General features: G+C 49.2%; 23 protein-coding genes. 4 read left to right on the top strand and 19 right to left on the bottom strand.

The features are described 5' to 3' along the window. Positions 1–70: 70 nt before the first annotated feature. The 10 genes from BZG82_RS14375 to BZG82_RS14330 form a co-directional block, all read right to left on the bottom strand. Positions 71–517 carry a GNAT family N-acetyltransferase gene (locus BZG82_RS14375; RefSeq protein WP_077482039.1) on the bottom strand — a complete coding sequence of 149 codons (447 nt, stop codon included), beginning with the start codon at positions 515–517 and terminating at the stop codon, positions 71–73. A gap of 18 nt (positions 518–535) precedes the next feature. Next, a complete protein-coding gene (locus tag BZG82_RS14370) occupies positions 536–1,381 on the bottom strand; it encodes a delta-class carbonic anhydrase (RefSeq protein WP_077766151.1) in 846 nt (281 codons plus the stop codon). Positions 1,382–1,572: 191 nt separating this feature from the next. After that, entirely contained in the window at positions 1,573–1,992 is a 420-nt protein-coding gene (locus tag BZG82_RS14365; protein ID WP_069587065.1) for a GNAT family N-acetyltransferase, read from the bottom strand. A gap of 88 nt (positions 1,993–2,080) precedes the next feature. Next, entirely contained in the window at positions 2,081–2,608 is a 528-nt protein-coding gene (locus tag BZG82_RS14360) for a nucleotidyltransferase family protein (RefSeq protein WP_232112011.1), read from the bottom strand. Between the two features lie 108 nt (positions 2,609–2,716). Continuing rightward, on the bottom strand, positions 2,717–3,109 hold the full coding sequence (locus BZG82_RS14355) for a hypothetical protein (protein ID WP_077766150.1): 393 nt from the start codon (positions 3,107–3,109) through the stop codon (positions 2,717–2,719). Beyond that, positions 3,109–3,333: a membrane protein insertion efficiency factor YidD gene (gene yidD, locus BZG82_RS14350; RefSeq protein WP_069587062.1), complete on the bottom strand. Its 225-nt coding sequence runs from the start codon at positions 3,331–3,333 to the stop codon at positions 3,109–3,111. Before yidD ends, BZG82_RS14355 begins: the two co-directional genes overlap by 1 nt. After that, entirely contained in the window at positions 3,333–3,548 is a 216-nt protein-coding gene (locus BZG82_RS14345; protein WP_069362674.1) for a DUF4177 domain-containing protein, read from the bottom strand. The genes yidD and BZG82_RS14345 overlap by 1 nt, the downstream gene beginning before the upstream one ends. Before the next feature lie 58 nt (positions 3,549–3,606). Continuing rightward, positions 3,607–4,152, bottom strand: a complete 546-nt coding sequence (gene rimJ / locus BZG82_RS14340; RefSeq protein ID WP_077766149.1) for a ribosomal protein S5-alanine N-acetyltransferase — start codon at positions 4,150–4,152, stop codon at positions 3,607–3,609. A 79-nt stretch (positions 4,153–4,231) separates the two neighbouring features. Next, positions 4,232–6,310, bottom strand: a complete 2,079-nt coding sequence (locus tag BZG82_RS14335; protein WP_077766148.1) for a M13 family metallopeptidase — start codon at positions 6,308–6,310, stop codon at positions 4,232–4,234. Positions 6,311–6,348: 38 nt separating this feature from the next. Beyond that, complete coding sequence (locus tag BZG82_RS14330) at positions 6,349–6,906, bottom strand: GNAT family N-acetyltransferase (RefSeq protein ID WP_077766147.1); 558 nt, start codon at positions 6,904–6,906, stop codon at positions 6,349–6,351. Positions 6,907–7,244: 338 nt separating this feature from the next. On the opposite strand from BZG82_RS14330, the gene BZG82_RS14325 reads away from it, so the two are divergent. The 3 genes from BZG82_RS14325 to BZG82_RS14315 all read left to right on the top strand — a co-directional run bounded on the left by BZG82_RS14325 (position 7,245) and on the right by BZG82_RS14315 (position 11,380). Next, complete coding sequence (locus BZG82_RS14325) at positions 7,245–7,535, top strand: co-chaperone GroES (RefSeq protein WP_077481117.1); 291 nt, start codon at positions 7,245–7,247, stop codon at positions 7,533–7,535. 28 nt (positions 7,536–7,563) lie between these two features. Next, positions 7,564–9,150, top strand: a complete 1,587-nt coding sequence (gene groL / locus BZG82_RS14320) for a chaperonin GroEL (protein ID WP_077766146.1) — start codon at positions 7,564–7,566, stop codon at positions 9,148–9,150. Between the two features lie 562 nt (positions 9,151–9,712). Then, positions 9,713–11,380, top strand: a complete 1,668-nt coding sequence (locus BZG82_RS14315; RefSeq protein WP_415752722.1) for a mechanosensitive ion channel domain-containing protein — start codon at positions 9,713–9,715, stop codon at positions 11,378–11,380. Positions 11,381–11,416: 36 nt separating this feature from the next. On the opposite strand, the gene BZG82_RS14310 is transcribed toward BZG82_RS14315, so the two are convergent. The 4 genes from BZG82_RS14310 to BZG82_RS14295 all read right to left on the bottom strand — a co-directional run bounded on the left by BZG82_RS14310 (position 11,417) and on the right by BZG82_RS14295 (position 14,579). Further along, the gene (locus BZG82_RS14310; protein ID WP_077766145.1) at positions 11,417–11,989 is read right to left on the bottom strand and encodes a DJ-1/PfpI family protein; all 573 of its coding nucleotides are present in this window, start codon (positions 11,987–11,989) and stop codon (positions 11,417–11,419) included. A gap of 31 nt (positions 11,990–12,020) precedes the next feature. Further along, complete coding sequence (locus tag BZG82_RS14305; protein ID WP_077766144.1) at positions 12,021–12,782, bottom strand: N-acetyltransferase; 762 nt, start codon at positions 12,780–12,782, stop codon at positions 12,021–12,023. A 92-nt stretch (positions 12,783–12,874) separates the two neighbouring features. Further along, the gene (locus tag BZG82_RS14300; protein ID WP_077766143.1) at positions 12,875–14,080 is read right to left on the bottom strand and encodes an MFS transporter; all 1,206 of its coding nucleotides are present in this window, start codon (positions 14,078–14,080) and stop codon (positions 12,875–12,877) included. A gap of 88 nt (positions 14,081–14,168) precedes the next feature. Next, positions 14,169–14,579 (bottom strand): cytidine deaminase, encoded by a 411-nt coding sequence (locus tag BZG82_RS14295; protein ID WP_077766142.1) that lies wholly within the window; start codon positions 14,577–14,579, stop codon positions 14,169–14,171. A 186-nt stretch (positions 14,580–14,765) separates the two neighbouring features. Here BZG82_RS14295 and BZG82_RS14290 point away from each other — a divergent pair, with 186 nt between their 5' ends. Further along, a complete protein-coding gene (locus BZG82_RS14290; RefSeq protein WP_077662075.1) occupies positions 14,766–15,149 on the top strand; it encodes a hypothetical protein in 384 nt (127 codons plus the stop codon). An 83-nt stretch (positions 15,150–15,232) separates the two neighbouring features. Here the strand turns inward: BZG82_RS14290 and BZG82_RS14285 are convergent, their stop codons facing one another. From BZG82_RS14285 to BZG82_RS14265, 5 genes are all read right to left on the bottom strand, one after another. After that, the gene (locus tag BZG82_RS14285) at positions 15,233–15,604 is read right to left on the bottom strand and encodes an MmcQ/YjbR family DNA-binding protein (RefSeq protein WP_077766141.1); all 372 of its coding nucleotides are present in this window, start codon (positions 15,602–15,604) and stop codon (positions 15,233–15,235) included. A 57-nt stretch (positions 15,605–15,661) separates the two neighbouring features. Next, a complete protein-coding gene (locus tag BZG82_RS14280) occupies positions 15,662–16,219 on the bottom strand; it encodes a nucleotidyltransferase domain-containing protein (RefSeq protein WP_077766140.1) in 558 nt (185 codons plus the stop codon). A 44-nt stretch (positions 16,220–16,263) separates the two neighbouring features. Beyond that, positions 16,264–17,616, bottom strand: coding sequence for a molecular chaperone (gene yegD, locus BZG82_RS14275; protein WP_077766139.1), 1,353 nt, complete (start codon positions 17,614–17,616; stop codon positions 16,264–16,266). A 175-nt stretch (positions 17,617–17,791) separates the two neighbouring features. After that, positions 17,792–18,010, bottom strand: a complete 219-nt coding sequence (locus BZG82_RS14270) for a DUF6500 family protein (RefSeq protein ID WP_077481137.1) — start codon at positions 18,008–18,010, stop codon at positions 17,792–17,794. A 17-nt stretch (positions 18,011–18,027) separates the two neighbouring features. After that, on the bottom strand, positions 18,028–18,520 hold a 493-nt coding region (locus BZG82_RS14265), incomplete at its 5' end, for a methylated-DNA--[protein]-cysteine S-methyltransferase (RefSeq protein ID WP_108742994.1).

The following is an 18,520-nucleotide window of genomic DNA, read 5'->3' as shown; positions in this document are numbered from 1 at the left end:
ATATGATAAAAATAAAAAATCCCGCTTGGTTTTACCGAAGCGGGATTTTTTCACTGTCTGCAGACGACAACTAACTTTGGTAAACCATTCGCCACTCACGCTCTCCGGTATGTGGATCCGTTTGCTCTCTATCAACCACAAAACCGTGACGCAGATAAAAAGCGTAACTGGCCGTGTTTTTCTGATACACAGTGAGGTCGATAGTAGGCTTTTGCAGTTTGGCATGATCGAGCAATTGACTGCCCACACTGGCGCCCTGATGGGCAGGATCGACAAAAATCGCCGCCAGCGTATTACCATGCAATGCATAAAAGCCAAGGATGACCTCTTGATAGGTGCCTACCCATACCTCAGCCATCGGTAAGTAAGACGCACGCATGGCATCACGTTGCTGATGCCAGAACGCCTCATCAATGAAGTCATGCGCCTGCAGTGAGGCATTTAACCAGATATCTAGAACCGACTCCGTATCGTCCGGTCGCATACGTCGAATGGTTAATCGGTTGGGCGCCGTCATTGGCATACTGTTCCCTTTTTATTGCTCGGAGAGTAACGCAGGCTGCACCACCAAGTTTCGCACACCGTGTGCATGATGCTCTTCAAATACGTTCGCCTGACACCAGCGCTGAATACTCGCAATGTTAACCTTTTTGACCTTCGGGCGGACCCGCCAGGTTACTTGGTAAGGCGATCCTTTCTCGTTGTAGGCCGGGCCGGTCGTTGAGCCGAGATAGCTTACCGCCTGACCGCTATCTTCGGGCAGGTGAATCGCTTGATAGCGCCCTTTGCGCTGACCAACCGCCGTCAGGCGCGTGAAATCAGCAGCACTGTCATCATTCACCGCCACGAGCACTTGTGCCTCAACCCGCAACTGCGGATTCACCGTTGCATCACTCAAGCACGCGCCCAGCGTCGGACCCGGCGCGACAGACGCCGTGCTATACACATAGTGAAGTTCCAAGGTGTCGCCAACCTGCACATTTTGATGCTCACTGGCACACACAGGCTGGTGATATTCTTCGCGCTCAGCATCGGTTAACTGTCCCGTATAGAGGTAACCCGACTGATAACCCTGTCCGTCTCCGATCCCAGCATATCGAGTAAATTCGCCACCTTTGTGTTCTGCATTTTTATGAAAATGAATATTACATAGATTCATTTGCGCTGCGGCAGGTGCGTACTGAAAACGTTGTGGATTGGTACCTGAGATTTGATCAATATCGCGAGGTGACTGAGGGCCAAAGCCCTTACCTAACGTCGCTTGACTAAGGGCTTGATGCTGGTTAGCGAGCAATGCTTCATCAGAGCTCGCAGTCGCGAAAGCGGAGGGGGTAAGCAGCAAGCTAAGAGAAGCCGCTAATAATGAACGTGATGTCTTCATGATTCCTTTCTATCTGTGAGTCAAAAACTTGCGAGTCTAGTCCTGTTACTCGCAAGTATATTGATCTCAGCCGTAGCCCGTTGATAAACCACACAACGCGACCCGTTTTTTGGAATCTTTATCACTATTTACTCACGACAAATCAGTCAGTTGCTTGTCGGAATGAGAATTTAACCCGCTCAGTGCCCGGCTTAGTCCGCAAGCTTTTTAGTCATAAAGTGCAAAGAATGGTTGAGGGGGTAATCATCTAACGTCATCTGGCATTGATAGCCATGCTTTTCATAAAAAGGTTTGGCTTGAAAACTAAAGGTATCGACAAAGGCCATCTTACAACCTACCTCTTTGCCGTACTCTTCCAAATTGCTCAATAGATGACTACCAACATGGCGTTGACGAAAGGCGTCATCCACCCAAAGGTATTTAATCAACAGCCATTGCCCCCAGGTGTTGGCTATAATTCCACCTACTCGCTCATCATGATCATTAAAGGCATAACCAGCTAACGACCCTTCTGGGATCCCGGCAAGAAACGGGTGATTACTTTGCTTTAACCCTTGGCGAATGGCGGTAATATCATCATCACTCGGGTTAGCATCCATACGATATTTCATGTGCTTACGTATCCATACTGATTAACACAGAAACGAGTATGCCTTGGGTGGCATGGACAATCTGTGTCCATGCGCACTTTATCGGTTCTTACTCCGCATTGATTGGCTTAGCCGCCACCGAACACTGGGTTGTTACCGTTAGCTTTGGCCAATGGGTTAGCCATTGCTTGTTATCAATTCGCTGCTGGAATACCGACCAAGGGCGAGCTGGATTATGGCTGAGTTTCAGTTCAAACAAAGACTGTACACCGAATGCGGCGATCACTTCACAACGCTGATTCATATCAAGGCGAACCGCAATGGCCGTTTCCTTTTCAGGCCAAAAACGCATCGCATCCAGGGTGCTCGCATACGGCCGATCTTGATGCTTTTCATGCATTCTTGCTTGATTGCGCACCTGCCAAGTCATCTCAGGCATGGTCTTTTGCAACAGGGCTTCAAGGTATTGCTCGCGCTCAATGCTGGTATCAGAGGGATCAAAGTAGATCACATCAATGTCATTAAGCGCACTCGGCGGGTACTTGTGGCATGCATCCCAGACCAAGTTACGAACAAACCCGGCGGCGATATAGCACTGGGGTAAATTGAGGGACTGAACACATCGTAGCGCACGCATCCTCACAGGATCTGCCTCAATCAAATCAATTAAGGCGCGACGATATGTCTTCTGGCATAAAAAGAAATGGTGCTGGTGACGTTTACGGATCCGGCGACGTTTCATGAATTAGTCACCACGACGGACGTGTTCGAATATTTCGCGTGATACATGATAGTTATACTGCCTGGCAATTCTCTGGGCGAAAAACAGCTGTGGTAACTCAAATAGCACTAAGCCAACCAAAATCAACGCAAAATAAGGCTGACTCATCACTAAGCCGATAACGGCGATCACCAATAATGCACATTCTACGACAAACAACCCATACCTTCGCAAGTAAAGATGATGAAAGCCACCAAGGAATGCCCAATTCAGTGCCGCATAGGTATCGGGATCTTTGAGCTGTCTGGCTTGCTCGGCAAAATAGCGTTTTTTCTGGCTTTGGGTCAAGCCATTCACCTGCTCCCTCAGTGCTTCTTCTTGCGCCTCCAGCGCTTCGATCGGTTGGGTACAACGCATTAAGGCACCTCGTCGTGAATTTTTTCAATCGCATTGGGATTATTACAGCGGCGAATGCGCGCCAATCCGAGTTGCCAGCCTCGGAGTGCGCCGTATCTTTCGATCGCTTGGCGTGTATACTCCGAGCAGCTCGGCTCGAAATTACACTCAATATTAAACAGTTTCTTTGATCCACCTTTAGCTTGGTAACGATGGATCAACGTAAGCGACAAATACTTAAGCATTAGCGACCTAGGGTGACAATCACTGCCTCACGCTGCCAAAACAGCATGTATCTTTTCTTTTCAATGACTTGAAAAACAACCTGCCAGCCATCTTGCGCGTATTGGTTGAGTTCGGCTTCGAGGCGTTGCAACGGCAAGCCACTCGAGCCCAGCAATAAGGTGCCGCAACCACCTTCAACAATATGAACGACTTTGTACTCGGTAAACTGACTCATTTTTTCTCCTGACAGTTAAATGGATAAAAACGGAATGTCCGACTAACTCTTCCTCGACTCACTCTTCCATTGAAGGATTGAGTTTGGCGGTGAGGATATGATCTTGCCAGCGGCCATTAATTTTGAGGTAACGGCGAGCATAGCCTTCGCGCTCAAACCCCAGCTTGGTAAGTAGCCGCTCACTGCGCGTATTATCGGGAATATAGTTGGCCATCACACGGTGCAACCCAACCTGCTCAAATACAAACCGGATGCCTGCTTGGATGGCTTCATGCATGTAGCCCTGCCCTTGATAATGCTTGTCTGCGGCGTAACCTAACATGCACGCTTTAAAGGCGCCGTGAATGACATTGGTAAAATTGCACACCCCTATTACATCGTCCCGTTCATGATGCAAAATCACAAACTTGAAGGCTTGCTGCTGTTGAAACAAATCGTTCGCTTCTTGCAGCGCGCTATGCCAATAGTCTTCGCGATAAAATGCGGCAGGACGTATGGGCTCCCATGGGGAAAGGTGAGCACGATTTCGTTGATAAAACTGCGCCATCATGTCGGCTTTTTCTGGGGGAAGTAAAACTAATCTCGTCCTTGGGGTGCTTAGCACTTTGGCCTCCTTACATCGATTGGCGCGACGGACAGTACTAAATTCTAAAAAAATGCCGCCTTGGTGGCGGCATCAGAGATTACCAGATATTCACCCGCTGATCTTCGGGTAAATACATGCCATCACCTTCTTTAATATCAAAGGCTTCATAGAACGCAGGGACATTGCGCGGCGCACCAAGCACGCGATATTGCGGTGGCGCATGCGGACCCAGCGACACACGCTCACGCAGGGCATCTTCACGCATCTTCATTTTCCAAATCTGCCCCCAGCTGAGGAAGAATCGCTGCTCGCCGGTATACCCGTCCATCACAGGAGACGGTTCACCGTGCAACGATTTTTGATAGGCGCGGAAGGCGGTAGTCAAACCGACTAAATCACCAATGTTCTCACCCAAAGACACTTTGCCGTCAATGAACAAGCCCGGCAATGGCTCAAACTGGCTAAATTGCTCAGCCAGCTTTTGGGTGCGTGCATCAAAGCGCGCCCTGTCCTCATCCGTCCACCAATTGGATAGGTTGCCATCGCCATCATAACGCGAACCCTGATCATCAAAACCGTGTCCCATTTCATGACCAATCACTGCACCGATACCGCCATAGTTCACGGCGTCATCCGCATTCATATCAAAAAATGGTGGTTGTAAGATCCCGGCGGGGAACACAATCTCGTTGGCAGTTGGGCTGTAATAAGCGTTGACCGTTTGCGGGGTCATGCCCCACTCTTTGCGATCAACCGGCGCACCAATCCGCGACAGCATATCTTGATAGCCCCAGCGTGCGGCACGTTTGCTGTTACCAATCAAGTCATCGGCGTTGATGGTCAGCGCGCTGTAATCTTCCCATTGCTCTGGATAGCCGATTTTAGGCGTGAATTTACTCAGCTTATCCAATGCTTTCGCTTTGGTTTCATCGCTCATCCACGCCAATGATTCAATCGAGTCTTTAAACGCGGCACGCAGGTTATCAATCATTGTTTCCATACGCGCTTTGGCTTGCGGAGGGAAGTAGCGGGCAACATACTCTTGGCCAAGCGCTTCACCCAATACCCCTTCAGTGGCTTGCACGCCTCGCTTCCAGCGGTCACGCTGCTCAGGAATACCGTTGAGGGTTTTGGAATAGAACGCAAATTGACGTTCAACCAACTCATGATTTAGTCGCGGCGCAAACGCATTGAGGGTACGAATGGTTAGATAATCTTGCCACGCTTGCAGACTGGTTTGCTCAAACACCTGCCCTAGCGCCTCAAAATAAGACGGCATACGCACCACAACCTCATCGGCTTTGTCGATACCCGCGCGTTTGGCAAAGCGGGCATAATCAAACTCACCCATCAACTGGTTGAGCGCCTCAATGGGCATTTTGTTGTAGGTGGCTTGCGCGTCACGGCGTTTAGCGCGTGTCCAATGGTGCTCTGCAAGTGTCTTTTCCAGCTGATAAATTCGATCCGCGCGTTGTTTGGCCTGATCGTAGCCCGCTAAGCGCAGCATATCTTGGAGATAGCGTTTGTAAGCGGTGCGGATACGCTCAGCGTCCTCGGTGTCGCGGAAATAATAGTCTCTATCCGGCAAGCCCAACCCGCTTTGGCTCAGATACAGAGCGTTATAGTCAGGGTTTTTCGCATCGGCCCACGCATAAAAACTAAACGGGATACCAACACCAATTTGTCGCAAGTCGGCCATCGCATAAATCAACGCAGGCTTCGAGGAAATAGCGGCAATACGATCTAGCTCAGGTTTAATTGGCGTGACTCCTAAGGCATCAATTTTATCTTGGTCCATATAGCTAAGATAAAAATCACGCAGCTTTTGCTCATTGGAGCCTGGCTTGAGATCATCACGCGCCACCAGCTCATCAATGATGCCTTTCAGACGCTTTTCATTCTCTTCCGCTAAGATACGGAACGCACCATAGCTGGACATATCACTGGGGATTTGGGTTTGGTCGTACCAAGTGCCGTTCACGTGACGGAACAAGTCATCTTGTGGACGAACCGAGCGATCAAAATCTTGCAGATGGAGCCCAGACGCTCGCTGCACCTGAACCTGTGCAGCGTCAGCCGCCTGCACCGCAGTTGATGAGACGCTAAGCCCCATGCCGAGTACAACACTCAGTGCGACACGCGTCAGTAACAGACGTTTTTTCGGTGTTTTTATCATTTTCCTTTCCTATATGACTCAGTCACTTTCCTTGTTCACTATCGTGGTGGTGTCCTCACGTCTAAATCGCGATAGAGCACCAAACAATGGTAATCTCGTCCTTCATCTTGCTCGGGTTCAAAATGGGAAATACGACAGAACCCTTGCTGATACCAGAATCGAAACGCGTGAATGTTTTCGGCGTAAACATTCACACCCATGCGTCGATAGTCTCCATAAGCTTGCACGGTTTCAATCACGCTCGCAACCGCTTCGCTACCATAGCCATGTTTTTGATATCTTGGAGAAATAGTGAGCATGGGCAGCCAAACACTCTGTGCATCCGGCGCATTGAGCGAGATTTGTAAGTAGCCAATATCTTTACCGTCATGGGTCTGAATGCGACGAAGGTAAAAGGCCTCTTCGACGTCGGGCGCCTTTTTCTCCGCACTATCCGCTATCAATGCTTGATAGGTCGATAACGACCAAGGTTTAAACGTGGGATCTTGATATTGCAGGTGCTGATTTTGCTCAAACAGCGCTTTAACACGCTTTGCATCACTGTACTCAAACGCACTAAAACATAGGCGTTCAGACCGCCATGTTGCTGGAAACATGTTCCTATTCCTTTCAATTCAATCCCATGACTGCCATTAATCATGAGCCGCTAACGCCCGTCGATGACTGACATCAGCGTGACTCATCATACACGTGCCAAAGCGCTTCGCGCACCAAGAGATACGTTTTTGCGCCTCGCGATTCAGCATGTAATAGGCAAAAAAAATTTCTCATATCGATAAAAATATTCAATGAAACAGCGTCTTGAACTTAATATCTCAGGCCCAATCTATAACCTTGAAGTCGCCATGGAGACGACTTTGATGCCCCATCCCTGATCTCTTGGGCATCATCATCTTGTCTTTTAGTTTGATAGCTTACGTAGGAGACACCGTATATGAAAATTCGTCCTTTGCACGACAAACTCCTTGTTGAACGACAAGTGGTTGATAACAAGACAGAAGGAGGAATTTTACTGACTTCTCAAGCGACCGAAAAATCCAACCGTGGTCGTGTGATCGCTGTCGGCGAAGGGAAGCGCCTCGCCAACGGTGAACGCGCACCAATGGCAGTAAAAGAAGGTGACACCATCATCTTCAACGATGGCTATGGCGTTAAGACAGAGAAAATTGATGGGAACGAGTATCTGATCCTGTCTGAGTCTGACGTGTTAGCGGTTGTTGCGTAATTGTTTTCAGCGTATTTAGGAGAATATCATGGCTGCAAAAGAGATTTTATATTCTGATGATGCTCGTCAAAAAATGCTACGCGGTGTCAATATCCTCGCCGACGCAGTAAAAGTGACCTTAGGGCCTAAAGGCCGTCACGTTGTGCTTGATAAGTCTTATGGCGCGCCAACCATCACCAAAGATGGGGTATCGGTTGCCAAAGAGATCACCTTAGAAGACAAATTTGAAAACATGGGCGCCCAAATGGTCAAACAGGTCGCCTCCAAAGCCAACGATGAGGCGGGAGACGGCACCACAACCGCAACCGTACTGGCTCAAGCGTTTATCAACGAAGGCTTGAAAGCGGTTGCATCGGGAATGAACCCCATGGATCTCAAACGCGGTATTGATAAGGTCACTGAGGCTGCCATCGCAAAGCTACGTGAAATGGCGAAACCGTGCAGTGAAAAGCACGCTATTCAACAAGTCGGTAGCATTTCAGCCAACAGCGACAACGACATTGGCGAACTCATTGCGCAAGCCATGGACAAAGTCGGCCGTAATGGCGTCATTACCGTTGAAGAGGGCCAAGGGCTCGCGAATGAATTATCGGTCGTTGAAGGGATGCAATTCGACCGCGGTTATTTGTCACCCTATTTTATTACGCATCAAAACAGTGGCACCGTCGAGCTCGACAATCCTTACATCCTGTTAGTCGACAAAAAAATTAGCAATATTCGTGAACTGCTGCCAATCCTCGAGGCGGTAGCAAAATCATCACGCTCACTGCTGGTTATTGCAGAAGATGTCGATGGTGAAGCCCTCGCGACCTTGGTGATCAACAATATGCGCGGCATTGTACGTACCGCCGCCGTCAAAGCGCCCGGATTTGGGGATAATCGCAAAGCCATGATGCATGATATTGCCGCATTAACCGCAGGTACGCTTGTCACCGAGGAGCTGGGCATTGCGCTTGAAGACGTCACGCTAGAGCAGTTAGGCAGCGCGAAAAAAGTCACCATCAACAAAGACACCACCACCATTATTGACGGTGCCGCAGAGGAAAGTGCACTCAAAGATCGCATTGCGACTCTCGAAAGACAGCTTGAGAGCACCAGCTCGCAATACGACAAAGAGAAACTTCAGCAACGGATTGCCAAGCTCTCCGGTGGCGTCGCAGTGATTAAAATCGGTGCCGCGACCGAAGTCGAAATGAAAGAGAAAAAGGATCGCGTGGATGATGCTCTGCATGCTACCCGTGCTGCGGTTGAAGAAGGGATCGTGGCCGGCGGCGGTGTCGCATTGATTCAAATTGCACATGCGCTGCGTGATCTGACAGGTGACAACGACGATCAAAACGTGGGGATCCGGCTTGCCTTACGCGCCCTTGAAGAGCCTCTGCGTCAAATTGCGATAAACGCAGGTCACGAAGGGTCAGTGGTTGCAAACGCGGTCAAAGCAGGCAGCGACCAGTATGGCTACAACGCCGCAACCGGTGAATATGGCAACATGATTGACATGGGCATTTTGGACCCAGCGAAAGTCACGCGCTCGGCGCTCCAATTTGCAGCGTCCGTTGCCGGCCTCATGATCACCACCGAAACGATGGTGACCGACGCCAAGCACGCTGACTAATTTACGCGAACATCATTAACGACAAACACGACAGCGGGCTCGTTAGGGCCCGCTTACTGGATTATTGAGGCATGCAGTATGATGGGTTTACCCGCCTATTCTTTTTCAGTATCCGAAACCGCTACCACTCAAGCAATCGCGTCAAGTTGGCCCGCAGCGATGTCATTTCCGCGCCTTAGCCAACGGCGAGAGTTCTTCCCGGCTAATACTTTATCGATCGCGCTAATAATCACGTTGTTAGCTGCCAGCATTGTGATGCGACAAAGCAAGCGTTATCACCTGGTTCACTAAACCGTCGTTCTCATTGCCCGTTGGCAGACACCGGCACACGCGATCCACAAGCAATAGCTAACGCATCATAAAAACCAGTGCGTCACAAAAATGGCTGACGGTATAGGCAGTTAAGGCTAAACTCGCTACGCTATTAAAGCTCAGGGGCAAGGCTCGGTTGGGCATTGGAGTGCCGCCATCGATGCCCATCACTATCGCCAACAGGCAAGAGGAAACAAACGTGAATTGGATGAAAACTTTGTCGCATCACCGTCAACGCATGAATACAGTCATGTTAGTACTGGTGACCACCCTTCTGTTTCTTCCGTTGGCCCATGCCGACCAAGCACCGGCGCCCACCGAACCAAATGTCACATCGAGCGACACTACCTCATTAGCGCATCAAATAGCGCGCACCAAACAATATATTCAGACCCTTGTAGAAAGCCTTGAACAGGCAAAAGGCGATGACAAAGATGCAATCCAATTGCAGCTATTTACCAAAAATGAAGAGCTAAGAGAGCTGCTCGCCGACGCCATCAATCAGCAAAGCTTAGATAACCCGCAGTTGATTCAACTGGTCACGGCGCAGCGGCGGTATACCCAAGATGCGTATCAATACATCACAACCCGTCTCAATAGCCTCAATGAGCAAATCACTCAAGCCAGCCAAGAACAACGCTTACCATTGATTAATGAGTATGCAGAACTGCAACATTATTTAAGCACCACCTTTGAAGCCAGCTGGGAAAACATACGCTGGCTCGAGCAGCTCGAGCAGCCCGCACGTGAAGCGCGAAACACCTTAGAGCAACGTCTTAACCAGCGTTTACGACTTCTTTCGGCATCTATCGACTATCTGCGTCAGCAATACACGGCGCAAGAAAAGCAAATTAAATCGAGTCCTGATTCCGAAAAACCCGCGTTACAGCTGACGCAGTTGAACACCCAACAACGCCTCACGATCGCCACTGATGGCTTAAAGCGCACCTATCAGCTCGCCGATCAGTTGGGGATCGAAACCTCAGAATATAAACGCCAACTCTTTGGCGTTACCGGCAACATCACTCAAGATATTCTGGATGTGGATGTCGCGTATTCGATCCTCTCCCATTGGTCCGAAAATGCCCTGAACTGGGCAGAAGACAATGCACCACAGTTGGTTTTCCAGCTCATCATTTTTGTGCTGATTTTGTTGGTGGCAAAACTGCTCGCGAGACTCACGCGCTCCGTGGTGAAATCGACTGTCGCCAACAAGAACTTTAAGTTTTCGCAGTTGATGCAAGATTTTTTCGTCTCGATGTCCGGCAAAGCCGTGTGGGTAATTGGGATCTTGATCGGTCTCTCCCAGATCGGGGTCAATCTTACTCCGGTACTCACTGGCTTTGGTATCGCTGGGGTCATTATCGGTTTTGCGCTACAAGATACACTATCAAACTTTGCTGCAGGGATGATGCTACTGATCTACCGCCCTTTCGATGTGGGTGATTTTGTCTACGCCGGTGGCGTGGATGGCAAAGTAGGCAATATGAGCTTGGTGAATACCACGATTCGCACATTTGATAATCAAATTATCATTGTGCCGAACAGCAAAATTTGGGGCGATGTGATTAAAAACGTCACTCGAGAGCGGATTAGGCGGGTGGATATGGTGTTTGGTATCGGCTATAAAGATGACCTACTTAAAGCAGAAGCCGTGCTCACCGAGATTGTCCAGTCACATCCTGCGGTACTTCGTACACCGGAGCCCATGATCAAAGTACATGTTCTGAATACCTCCTCGGTAGATTTTATTGTCCGACCATGGGTGAAAACCGATGATTATTGGGACGTCTACTGGGATGTCACCAAAACAGTCAAATTGCGCTTTGATGAAGAAGGCATCTCGATTCCATTCCCGCAACAAGACGTCCATCTGAATTGGGTCTCGACAGCGCCAGAGGCTCGCTCAAATCACTAGCATGGCGCCGCAAATGGTTTACCTGTCGGTTTGCACTCAACGCTGCCAGTGGTAATCCATTTGCTTTGCTACGCGCAAGGCTAAATCTTCGCTGTGCAGATCAGCCACCAGCTGCAAACTCATATCAATGCCTGCAGATATGCCCGCGGAGGTGAGATATTTTCCATCCCTCACCCAGCGCTTACCTGATACCACGCTTAATGGCGGATAAGCACGGCTGAGGTCGTCCATATCTTCCCAATGCGTGATCACCTTTCGACCATCGAGTAATCCGGCCTCTGCGAGTATGAACGCCCCCGTACAGACAGAGGCCGTGCATTGAGTGATCGCATCTTGTTGCTTCACCCAATCGATCACCGACGGGTTAGTGACTTGCTCATGGTGAACGCCGCCGACAACCAGCAGCACATCCAGCGTGGGATGGTTGGCGAGATGATAATCCGGCACGACACGCAAGCCGCCGCGCGCTAGCACAGGTGTGTCTTGTTCAGCAATCAGTCCAACCTGCCAACTGTCCGCGCCCAAACGTTTTGCGGTGCTAAACACCTCAAAGGGGCCGGCAAAATCGAGCACCTCTGCGTGCTCATACACATAAATACCAATATTCATCGTTTGTTATTACGTCCATGTAAGTGTTGGGTTAATGATGAGGAATAAACTTATCAAAGCGACTCTCCATACAGGCACTGATATCGGTGGTGATAAACTCGCCCTGATAATACAAACTAAAAATGGTGGCCGGTGAAGGACATGCTTGTGCTTGGCTCAATGTCTCTAAATGATGCACTTCAAGCGGGATGCCACGCTGCGCACAGCTCTGCTGTAGCGAATTCAGCACATGGTATTCCGCATAAGGACAACGATGGGAGTAATACGCCACACACCCTTCGGTTGATACATTGGCAGTATGAACGGATTCTCTAAATTGCGGTATTTCAGCTGCATCATTCAGCGGATAATACAACAGCACAAAGCCATTAGGGGCCTCATCCGCCACGTTGAAGCCTTGGCCTTTTAACCATTTTGTATCGCTCATAAAGTGGTATTTCTTTTTACCAACCACGGCGACTAGGCCTTGCTTATTTTGCTGTTTAGCCGCTTCAATGGCGTCAGCTAACAGTTGCTTGCCGTGTCCATGCCCTTTGTATTTCCCAGAGACCCAAAAGCAACCCAATGCCAGATAACCATCCGCTTGTATGGGCTGCCAAGCTGTCTCTGCTGGGCCATATTCGATAAAGACTTTGGCGCGTTCATCTAAACGGCGAAAACGGTATCCGTGCTGATACTCCTGCTTTAGCCACTGCTTTTTCGCCTGATAGCTGGCTTGACACTTTTTATCCGAGAACGCACAGCAGATATGCGCATCATCCAAGGTTTCTGGGGTTAAGGTTAGGTAGGCCATATTCACCTCCACACAGGTGTATTGATGGTATACCTTTAACCTACCTTAACCTCATGGATGATGAGTCAGCGTGAGTCACAAAGCCATCAATCTTATGACGACGTGGCTGCGAGGCGTGTTTTCTCCCGCACCGATAATAAAAGCATACCGATACTGGCACACATCGCCATCGCAATAACAAGCGACCAAGTCACCGAATAGCCGAACGTATCGATGACATAGCCAATCAATACAAAGCTTGGCATCAGCAATAAGCTACGCAACGTGATCAGTACTCCTTGAATACGACCGCGATGACTCGCCGGTGAGTTGTTGGCAAGATACACGCCCTCTTTGGTGAGGACTAACACCTCACCAGCGGAAAGAAAAAACCACGCTAAAAAGTGAACGGGAATCGTAGGTGCCAACATCACAAGACCATACCCCAGCACAAATAAAAGTCCTGCATAGGCCAACGCCATCGTCTCAGTATGTCCAGATGTCGCGCGAAGCAATAGCGGCGTGATGATCACCACCAACACGCACGCATACGTCATCAATTGACCAAAACGCACGGGCCCGTCTTGGCCAAATAAATGACTCAAATAAAGCGGGCTAGCCATTGTCATTTGGTTCAGCGCAAACCAAAGCATGCCACAAAACAAAGTGAACACAATGAGGTAAGGACGTGATTTAAGCACCGACCACACATTGCCTTCTACCGCACGCTCAAGGTCAGAGTCAGACTCGGGGACGGCTTGCTCGGTCACATTGACCAAAAAGGCAACCACAAGGATACCCACCAAGACAGCAAGCCCGTTACCAAAGAAAATCCACTCAGTGTGCTGCCAAAACAAATAGCCCGCTAAGATGGGACCAATCGCTGAACCCAAGTTATAGGCAAGATAGCTAAGTGACATCACGGCATCACGATTACCTGCATGAGATAAATCTGCCACCAATGCATTACTGGCAGGCAACGCTACACCGATAAAGAAGTATGCCGCGAACAAAAACGCCGGCACCATCACTGGGGCATCGGGTGCAAACCCGCACACCAGCAGTAGGATAGCGCCGACACATTCTCCCGCCACCATGGTGTTTTTATGGCCTACCCAGTCAGAAAGTTTGCCACCAATAAAACTCCCCAGCAGGTACAAGCCAGTAATACTCATCGCCAATGAACCCGCCAGCGACGCGGAGTAGCCGAGCTTATCGGTAAACAACAACACGAGGAAAGGAATAATAAAGTTGCCCATCCCGAGGATCATGCGGGCCAGTGCAACGTAGTAAATATTGCGGTGTAATCCTTTATACATCGCCACCGCAGAAAGAATCTTGTTGATTGTCGTAATCGTTAAACGTCCATGTTAAAAAATCAGCACATAATGTACATGATTGATAAATTCATAAAAACTCGTCATTCACTAACGACCAATGGTGCGGCATGAGCTCGCGCACAGTTTTAAAAACTAGCTGGTTGTCTGGCGTAGAAATCGCGGCTTTTACATCGCCGCCCCAATGCACTAAGCGTTCTTGGCAAACGCCACAAGGGCTAAGTATCAAAACTTGGCTATGTTCGTCTTCACGACAAAGACATAAAGAATGTGTAACGACTTCATCGCGTTTGTGTGCTTCTAAATAGGCACCGACTTCCATACACAGCGATAGTGCATCATTTTTCACATCTGGCGCAACACTGGTTATAATATCACCAGATGCTAGCCTGACGGCAGCAGCGCCTCCCCACCCCGTAGGATAACGCGTTTGCAGTAACGCCAACGCCGCATCATAAAGTGACTGTTCTACCTCTTGCATAAAAATCCTTTTTAACCTATCCGCTTTGCTTGATATACACGCGTTCATGCGCCTGCAATAAGGTCCATTTACGCGCGATTATTGTGCCCCAAAAGAGGCAAATACGTGGCTTGCGCTTTTCTGTTTTTCGAAAAAATAAAGTCTTTAATATGGTGGCTACGTTTCGGCCTTTCCAGAGACACATCGATGGATGATAACGCTCGGCAACTGCTTAACCACCTATGCCACGGGTATGACCAATTAGCTCAACGTCACCAGACGCGCGCTTTTCCAGAGCTCTCCACCGCGATCAAGCACCCACTCGGCTATTGTCTGGTTCACTGCCCTATTGGTAGTCAGCGATTATCGATTGTTTCGCTACAATTTGCCCCCAGCGTTCGCGGCCAAGGGGTACTGACGGCGTTTATCGATTATATTCAAGCGCATCCGCATCACTACCGCGGCATTGAAGTCGCCACCATCCAAAATCAAAGCTTAGCGAAACGGCTACTGACATTGGGTTGGCGATATAAGTCTGTCCTAACAAAACTATTTCGCGCCAACACACCCACCTTGGTGCATGATTTCTAGTCAAAATACGGAAGTTTTCGCTAAGGTGGGTTCCTATTATTGCCGGCGTTTGCCAACCCTGAATGGCTTGTCCACTGCCTTTATCAAAGACTGTTTTCATCGACGCCGAGCTCAGCGCGTTTCGCTTTGCTCAAGCCCTGACAAACAAGCTGATAAGATTGCGCCACGTAGTACTTTAAGTCTTCATCAAGCTCCCCGGTGGTGTGGGTTTGTTGAATCCATTTCATACCCCGGTTAGCAAAGTACGGCGCCGGTACGTAACCTTCAAGATCGCACAAAAAAGCATAATTCATTGGCGAGGTTTTAAAGGTAAACGCCGGTTGACCGCTTTTACTGCGAGTGCCAATGGCGAAGACTTTCCCACCCACTTTCCAGACATCTGAGTTGCCCCACTGAACCACATGTGTCGCGGCCGTAAACGCGCGGCAGTATTGATTAAATGTAGAGTGATCCATGCGGCTCTCCCTTTGACACCTTAACAACAAAGTAGAAAACGGTGTTGCTTCTGTCAGTTACAATGCGGCTGACAGCTTTTTAAGGTAACCTTTTGCTAACGAGTTATTTCCACGGCTCAGCCATTTGATGCAATCAAACAGCTCCCAAATCAGCCCTTCATCACCGCTGGTATAGACGGGAAAATTCTCGTGCTTAGGGGCTGGCTCATCCGTCACTCGCGTGGGGACGATGTCTGCTTTATCAAATAAAACGACAAAGGGCTTCGCGAGCTGAAATGGCTCGCTCACGTCCAAACAATGGATTTCGGCACTGGTTAGATCCGTGAAAATATATTTTTTAAACATCGCCTGTTCATTGTGATCACCGGACAAGCAATAGAAAATGTCTTTCCCGGCCTCAAAGCGCGCAAAACATGACGCTGCCGAGCGATGAAAGCCGTGCTGTGTAAACACGATAATATCCGCATCGGACACGCGATCGCCTTTGCCCGCGGCGAGAGAGCCGACTAATACTGCCGCAATCACATCCTGTTCTGAAGCAAACGCGGCGCAGGCCGATTCAATCAATGCCTGCTGCAAAGGTAAGTGCTGTCCGTTTATTTCATCCTGAATCATAGTTATTCCTTAATGTTTCGAACGAGCCGCAACGGCCGTTGGGCTTACTTAAAGCAGACTTCCGCCCAACGCGCTAAGCCTGCGGTGACTGAGCCAAAGTAGTCACCACTCACCACTGGGATATTCGGTAACTCTACTTGTACAGCCTCCCGCAAGAAGGGTGAGCGCGCCGAGCCGCCTGTCATAAAAATCACGTCAGGCTTTACACCGGCCTGCGCGACCACATCGTGAACTAAGGCGATCATCTTACGTTTAGGCGCCTCAATCGCATCAATCATGTTATCGCGCGTTACATCAACGTCCACGCGCTCGGAGAACAGCTTAATACCCGCTCGGTAAGCGGCATGATCCGACAACGCAATCTTTGCCTCTTCCGCACGACGGACAATGTTGTAACCCAGCGACTCGTGATACACCTCAAGCAAACGGGCCAGTTTCTCTGGCTCTTGCGCTTGCTTGTGCAGCCCTTTGAGCACCGCCAAATTTTCAAACGCATAGAAATCGTTTTGTGCTTGCACGTTGTTAATCGCGATGGGGTTGGAAAACTGCGTAATCGGCATCTCAATGCCAGATTCCATTTTGCTGCCCATCCCAAACGGGAACATCATTTGTTTGAATGCCAGCGCAATATCTAAGTCATTGCCGCCAATACGCTGGCCTTTGTGCGCTAATAAACTTGCACTACGGTCGCGACTACCGCGCCATGATGGCCCCATCTCAATCAACGAACAGTCTGTGGTCCCCCCTCCGATATCGACCACCAGAACGATTTGGTCTTCGCTCAGCGTCGCTTCATAGTCCAGACCGGCCGCGACCGGTTCAAACTGAAATTCAATCTGTTTAAAACCCGCCCGCTTAGCCGCATTGAGCAAAATTCCTTCAGCTTGGCGGTTTGCCGTCTCGCCTCCACGGCCTTGAAAGTTGATAGGCCGGCCGATCACCGCATCATGAATACTCTGTTGGGTTTGGTGTTCGGCTTGGGTTTTGATGTTATCCATCATTGCGCATACGAGATCTTCAAAAAACCGAAGCTGGGCATCACGTAAACCTGACGCACCAAGGAAAGATTTAGGGGATTTCACGTAGTACATATCGCGCGGATCATCGAGATAGCGGTCGAGCGCCGCTTGACCAAACGCCATGTCCTCCGCCTCAAGTTCAATGCTTTCCTCTCGGTTTACATGGATCGCGCGGCGCAACATCTGCTCGCCAATCGCATCTAGCGGCTTGATACCACGGTGACGAAACAAATACTCAGACACTGATTCGCGCGTAGGTGCGGCAAGGGAGGAAGGAATAAACGTGCTATCCCCTTCTAGACGCAACAGCGTCGGCTGACCGTTTTCAATCTTCGCCACCGAGCAATTTGCTGTACCATAGTCAAAGCCGATATACATAAATGCCTCTCACCGCAGAAAAAGTCGGCAATGCTACCTCAACCGTCGCGGGATTTCTAACATCAGTGCGACGAAGCCAGTCCGACTATCTGGGCCTGTGCCCCGCTACCCAGTGCCATCCTTGTGAACCTGAATTACACCTTGTCGGCAAAATAGGCCATGATTTTTGCAGTCGTCATAAATTATTTTTCACCATCTCTTTGATGGTTCTTGCCTTAACAAAATGATCTAATTGATGGGTCTGTATCCACCAGGTTGCGGCTTCCATCAACTGCTCTGGATCGTCATTTTTGTTTTTGAAGAACGCGTAAAATGATACGCCGACATTCTCACCTTTCGCTTTGATTTTTTGATCACATACTGCCAGGATTTTCGCTCTCAGCTCCGCTCTCATACGCCCCTACCCTATCCTTAAATAAATAAGTTCTGCTCTAATTCTAAAAGGCGCTTTTTCAGTGACAAACCGCCACCATAGCCAATGAGCTCCCCTTGGGTGCCGATAACCCTATGGCAAGGAATAATAATCGCCAACGCATTTGCCCCGTTGGCATTGCCAACCGCACGTACTGCGGCCTCATTACCAATCGATACTGCCAACTCTTGATACGTCACCCTGTCACCGTATTGAATGTTGCTTAATGCACTCCATACCGACCGTTGAAAATCGGTACCCGCCAAAAGTAAAGGAAGGTCAAAAGTTTTTCGCTCACCCAAAAAATATTCCTCGAGTTGAGCTTGAGTAGCCGCTAAAACATCATCGCTCTTTTCTACAAAATCAGCGTTAAGAATCCGTTTAATGCGCTCATCAACAGCACTTCTCATCTTGCGATATCGGAAGTCACACAAGCAAAGCTTACCTTGATAAGAACCAAGGATAAATTCGGCATAAGGATGTTTATAATAC

The sequence above is a fragment of the Salinivibrio sp. PR5 genome, from assembly GCF_001996085.1.
GTDB lineage: Bacteria > Pseudomonadota > Gammaproteobacteria > Enterobacterales > Vibrionaceae > Salinivibrio > Salinivibrio proteolyticus.
This window is presented reverse-complemented; position numbering and strand designations above follow the sequence as displayed.

What these genes read in the sequence shown, in the direction of transcription:
- BZG82_RS14375 (WP_077482039.1), bottom strand. Translation starts at nt 517, where the DNA reads ATGACGGCGCCCAACCGATTAACCATTCGACGTATGCGACCGGACGAT.
- BZG82_RS14370 (WP_077766151.1), bottom strand. Translation starts at nt 1,381, where the DNA reads ATGAAGACATCACGTTCATTATTAGCGGCTTCTCTTAGCTTGCTGCTT.
- BZG82_RS14365 (WP_069587065.1), bottom strand. Translation starts at nt 1,992, where the DNA reads ATGAAATATCGTATGGATGCTAACCCGAGTGATGATGATATTACCGCC.
- BZG82_RS14360 (WP_232112011.1), bottom strand. Translation starts at nt 2,608, where the DNA reads ATGCGTGCGCTACGATGTGTTCAGTCCCTCAATTTACCCCAGTGCTAT.
- BZG82_RS14355 (WP_077766150.1), bottom strand. Translation starts at nt 3,109, where the DNA reads ATGCGTTGTACCCAACCGATCGAAGCGCTGGAGGCGCAAGAAGAAGCA.
- yidD (WP_069587062.1), bottom strand. Translation starts at nt 3,333, where the DNA reads ATGCTTAAGTATTTGTCGCTTACGTTGATCCATCGTTACCAAGCTAAA.
- BZG82_RS14345 (WP_069362674.1), bottom strand. Translation starts at nt 3,548, where the DNA reads ATGAGTCAGTTTACCGAGTACAAAGTCGTTCATATTGTTGAAGGTGGT.
- BZG82_RS14335 (WP_077766148.1), bottom strand. Translation starts at nt 6,310, where the DNA reads ATGATAAAAACACCGAAAAAACGTCTGTTACTGACGCGTGTCGCACTG.
- BZG82_RS14330 (WP_077766147.1), bottom strand. Translation starts at nt 6,906, where the DNA reads ATGTTTCCAGCAACATGGCGGTCTGAACGCCTATGTTTTAGTGCGTTT.
- BZG82_RS14325 (WP_077481117.1), top strand. Translation starts at nt 7,245, where the DNA reads ATGAAAATTCGTCCTTTGCACGACAAACTCCTTGTTGAACGACAAGTG.
- groL (WP_077766146.1), top strand. Translation starts at nt 7,564, where the DNA reads ATGGCTGCAAAAGAGATTTTATATTCTGATGATGCTCGTCAAAAAATG.
- BZG82_RS14315 (WP_415752722.1), top strand. Translation starts at nt 9,713, where the DNA reads ATGTTAGTACTGGTGACCACCCTTCTGTTTCTTCCGTTGGCCCATGCC.
- BZG82_RS14310 (WP_077766145.1), bottom strand. Translation starts at nt 11,989, where the DNA reads ATGAATATTGGTATTTATGTGTATGAGCACGCAGAGGTGCTCGATTTT.
- BZG82_RS14305 (WP_077766144.1), bottom strand. Translation starts at nt 12,782, where the DNA reads ATGGCCTACCTAACCTTAACCCCAGAAACCTTGGATGATGCGCATATC.
- BZG82_RS14300 (WP_077766143.1), bottom strand. Translation starts at nt 14,080, where the DNA reads ATGTATAAAGGATTACACCGCAATATTTACTACGTTGCACTGGCCCGC.
- BZG82_RS14295 (WP_077766142.1), bottom strand. Translation starts at nt 14,579, where the DNA reads ATGCAAGAGGTAGAACAGTCACTTTATGATGCGGCGTTGGCGTTACTG.
- BZG82_RS14290 (WP_077662075.1), top strand. Translation starts at nt 14,766, where the DNA reads ATGGATGATAACGCTCGGCAACTGCTTAACCACCTATGCCACGGGTAT.
- BZG82_RS14285 (WP_077766141.1), bottom strand. Translation starts at nt 15,604, where the DNA reads ATGGATCACTCTACATTTAATCAATACTGCCGCGCGTTTACGGCCGCG.
- BZG82_RS14280 (WP_077766140.1), bottom strand. Translation starts at nt 16,219, where the DNA reads ATGATTCAGGATGAAATAAACGGACAGCACTTACCTTTGCAGCAGGCA.
- yegD (WP_077766139.1), bottom strand. Translation starts at nt 17,616, where the DNA reads ATGTATATCGGCTTTGACTATGGTACAGCAAATTGCTCGGTGGCGAAG.
- BZG82_RS14270 (WP_077481137.1), bottom strand. Translation starts at nt 18,010, where the DNA reads ATGAGAGCGGAGCTGAGAGCGAAAATCCTGGCAGTATGTGATCAAAAA.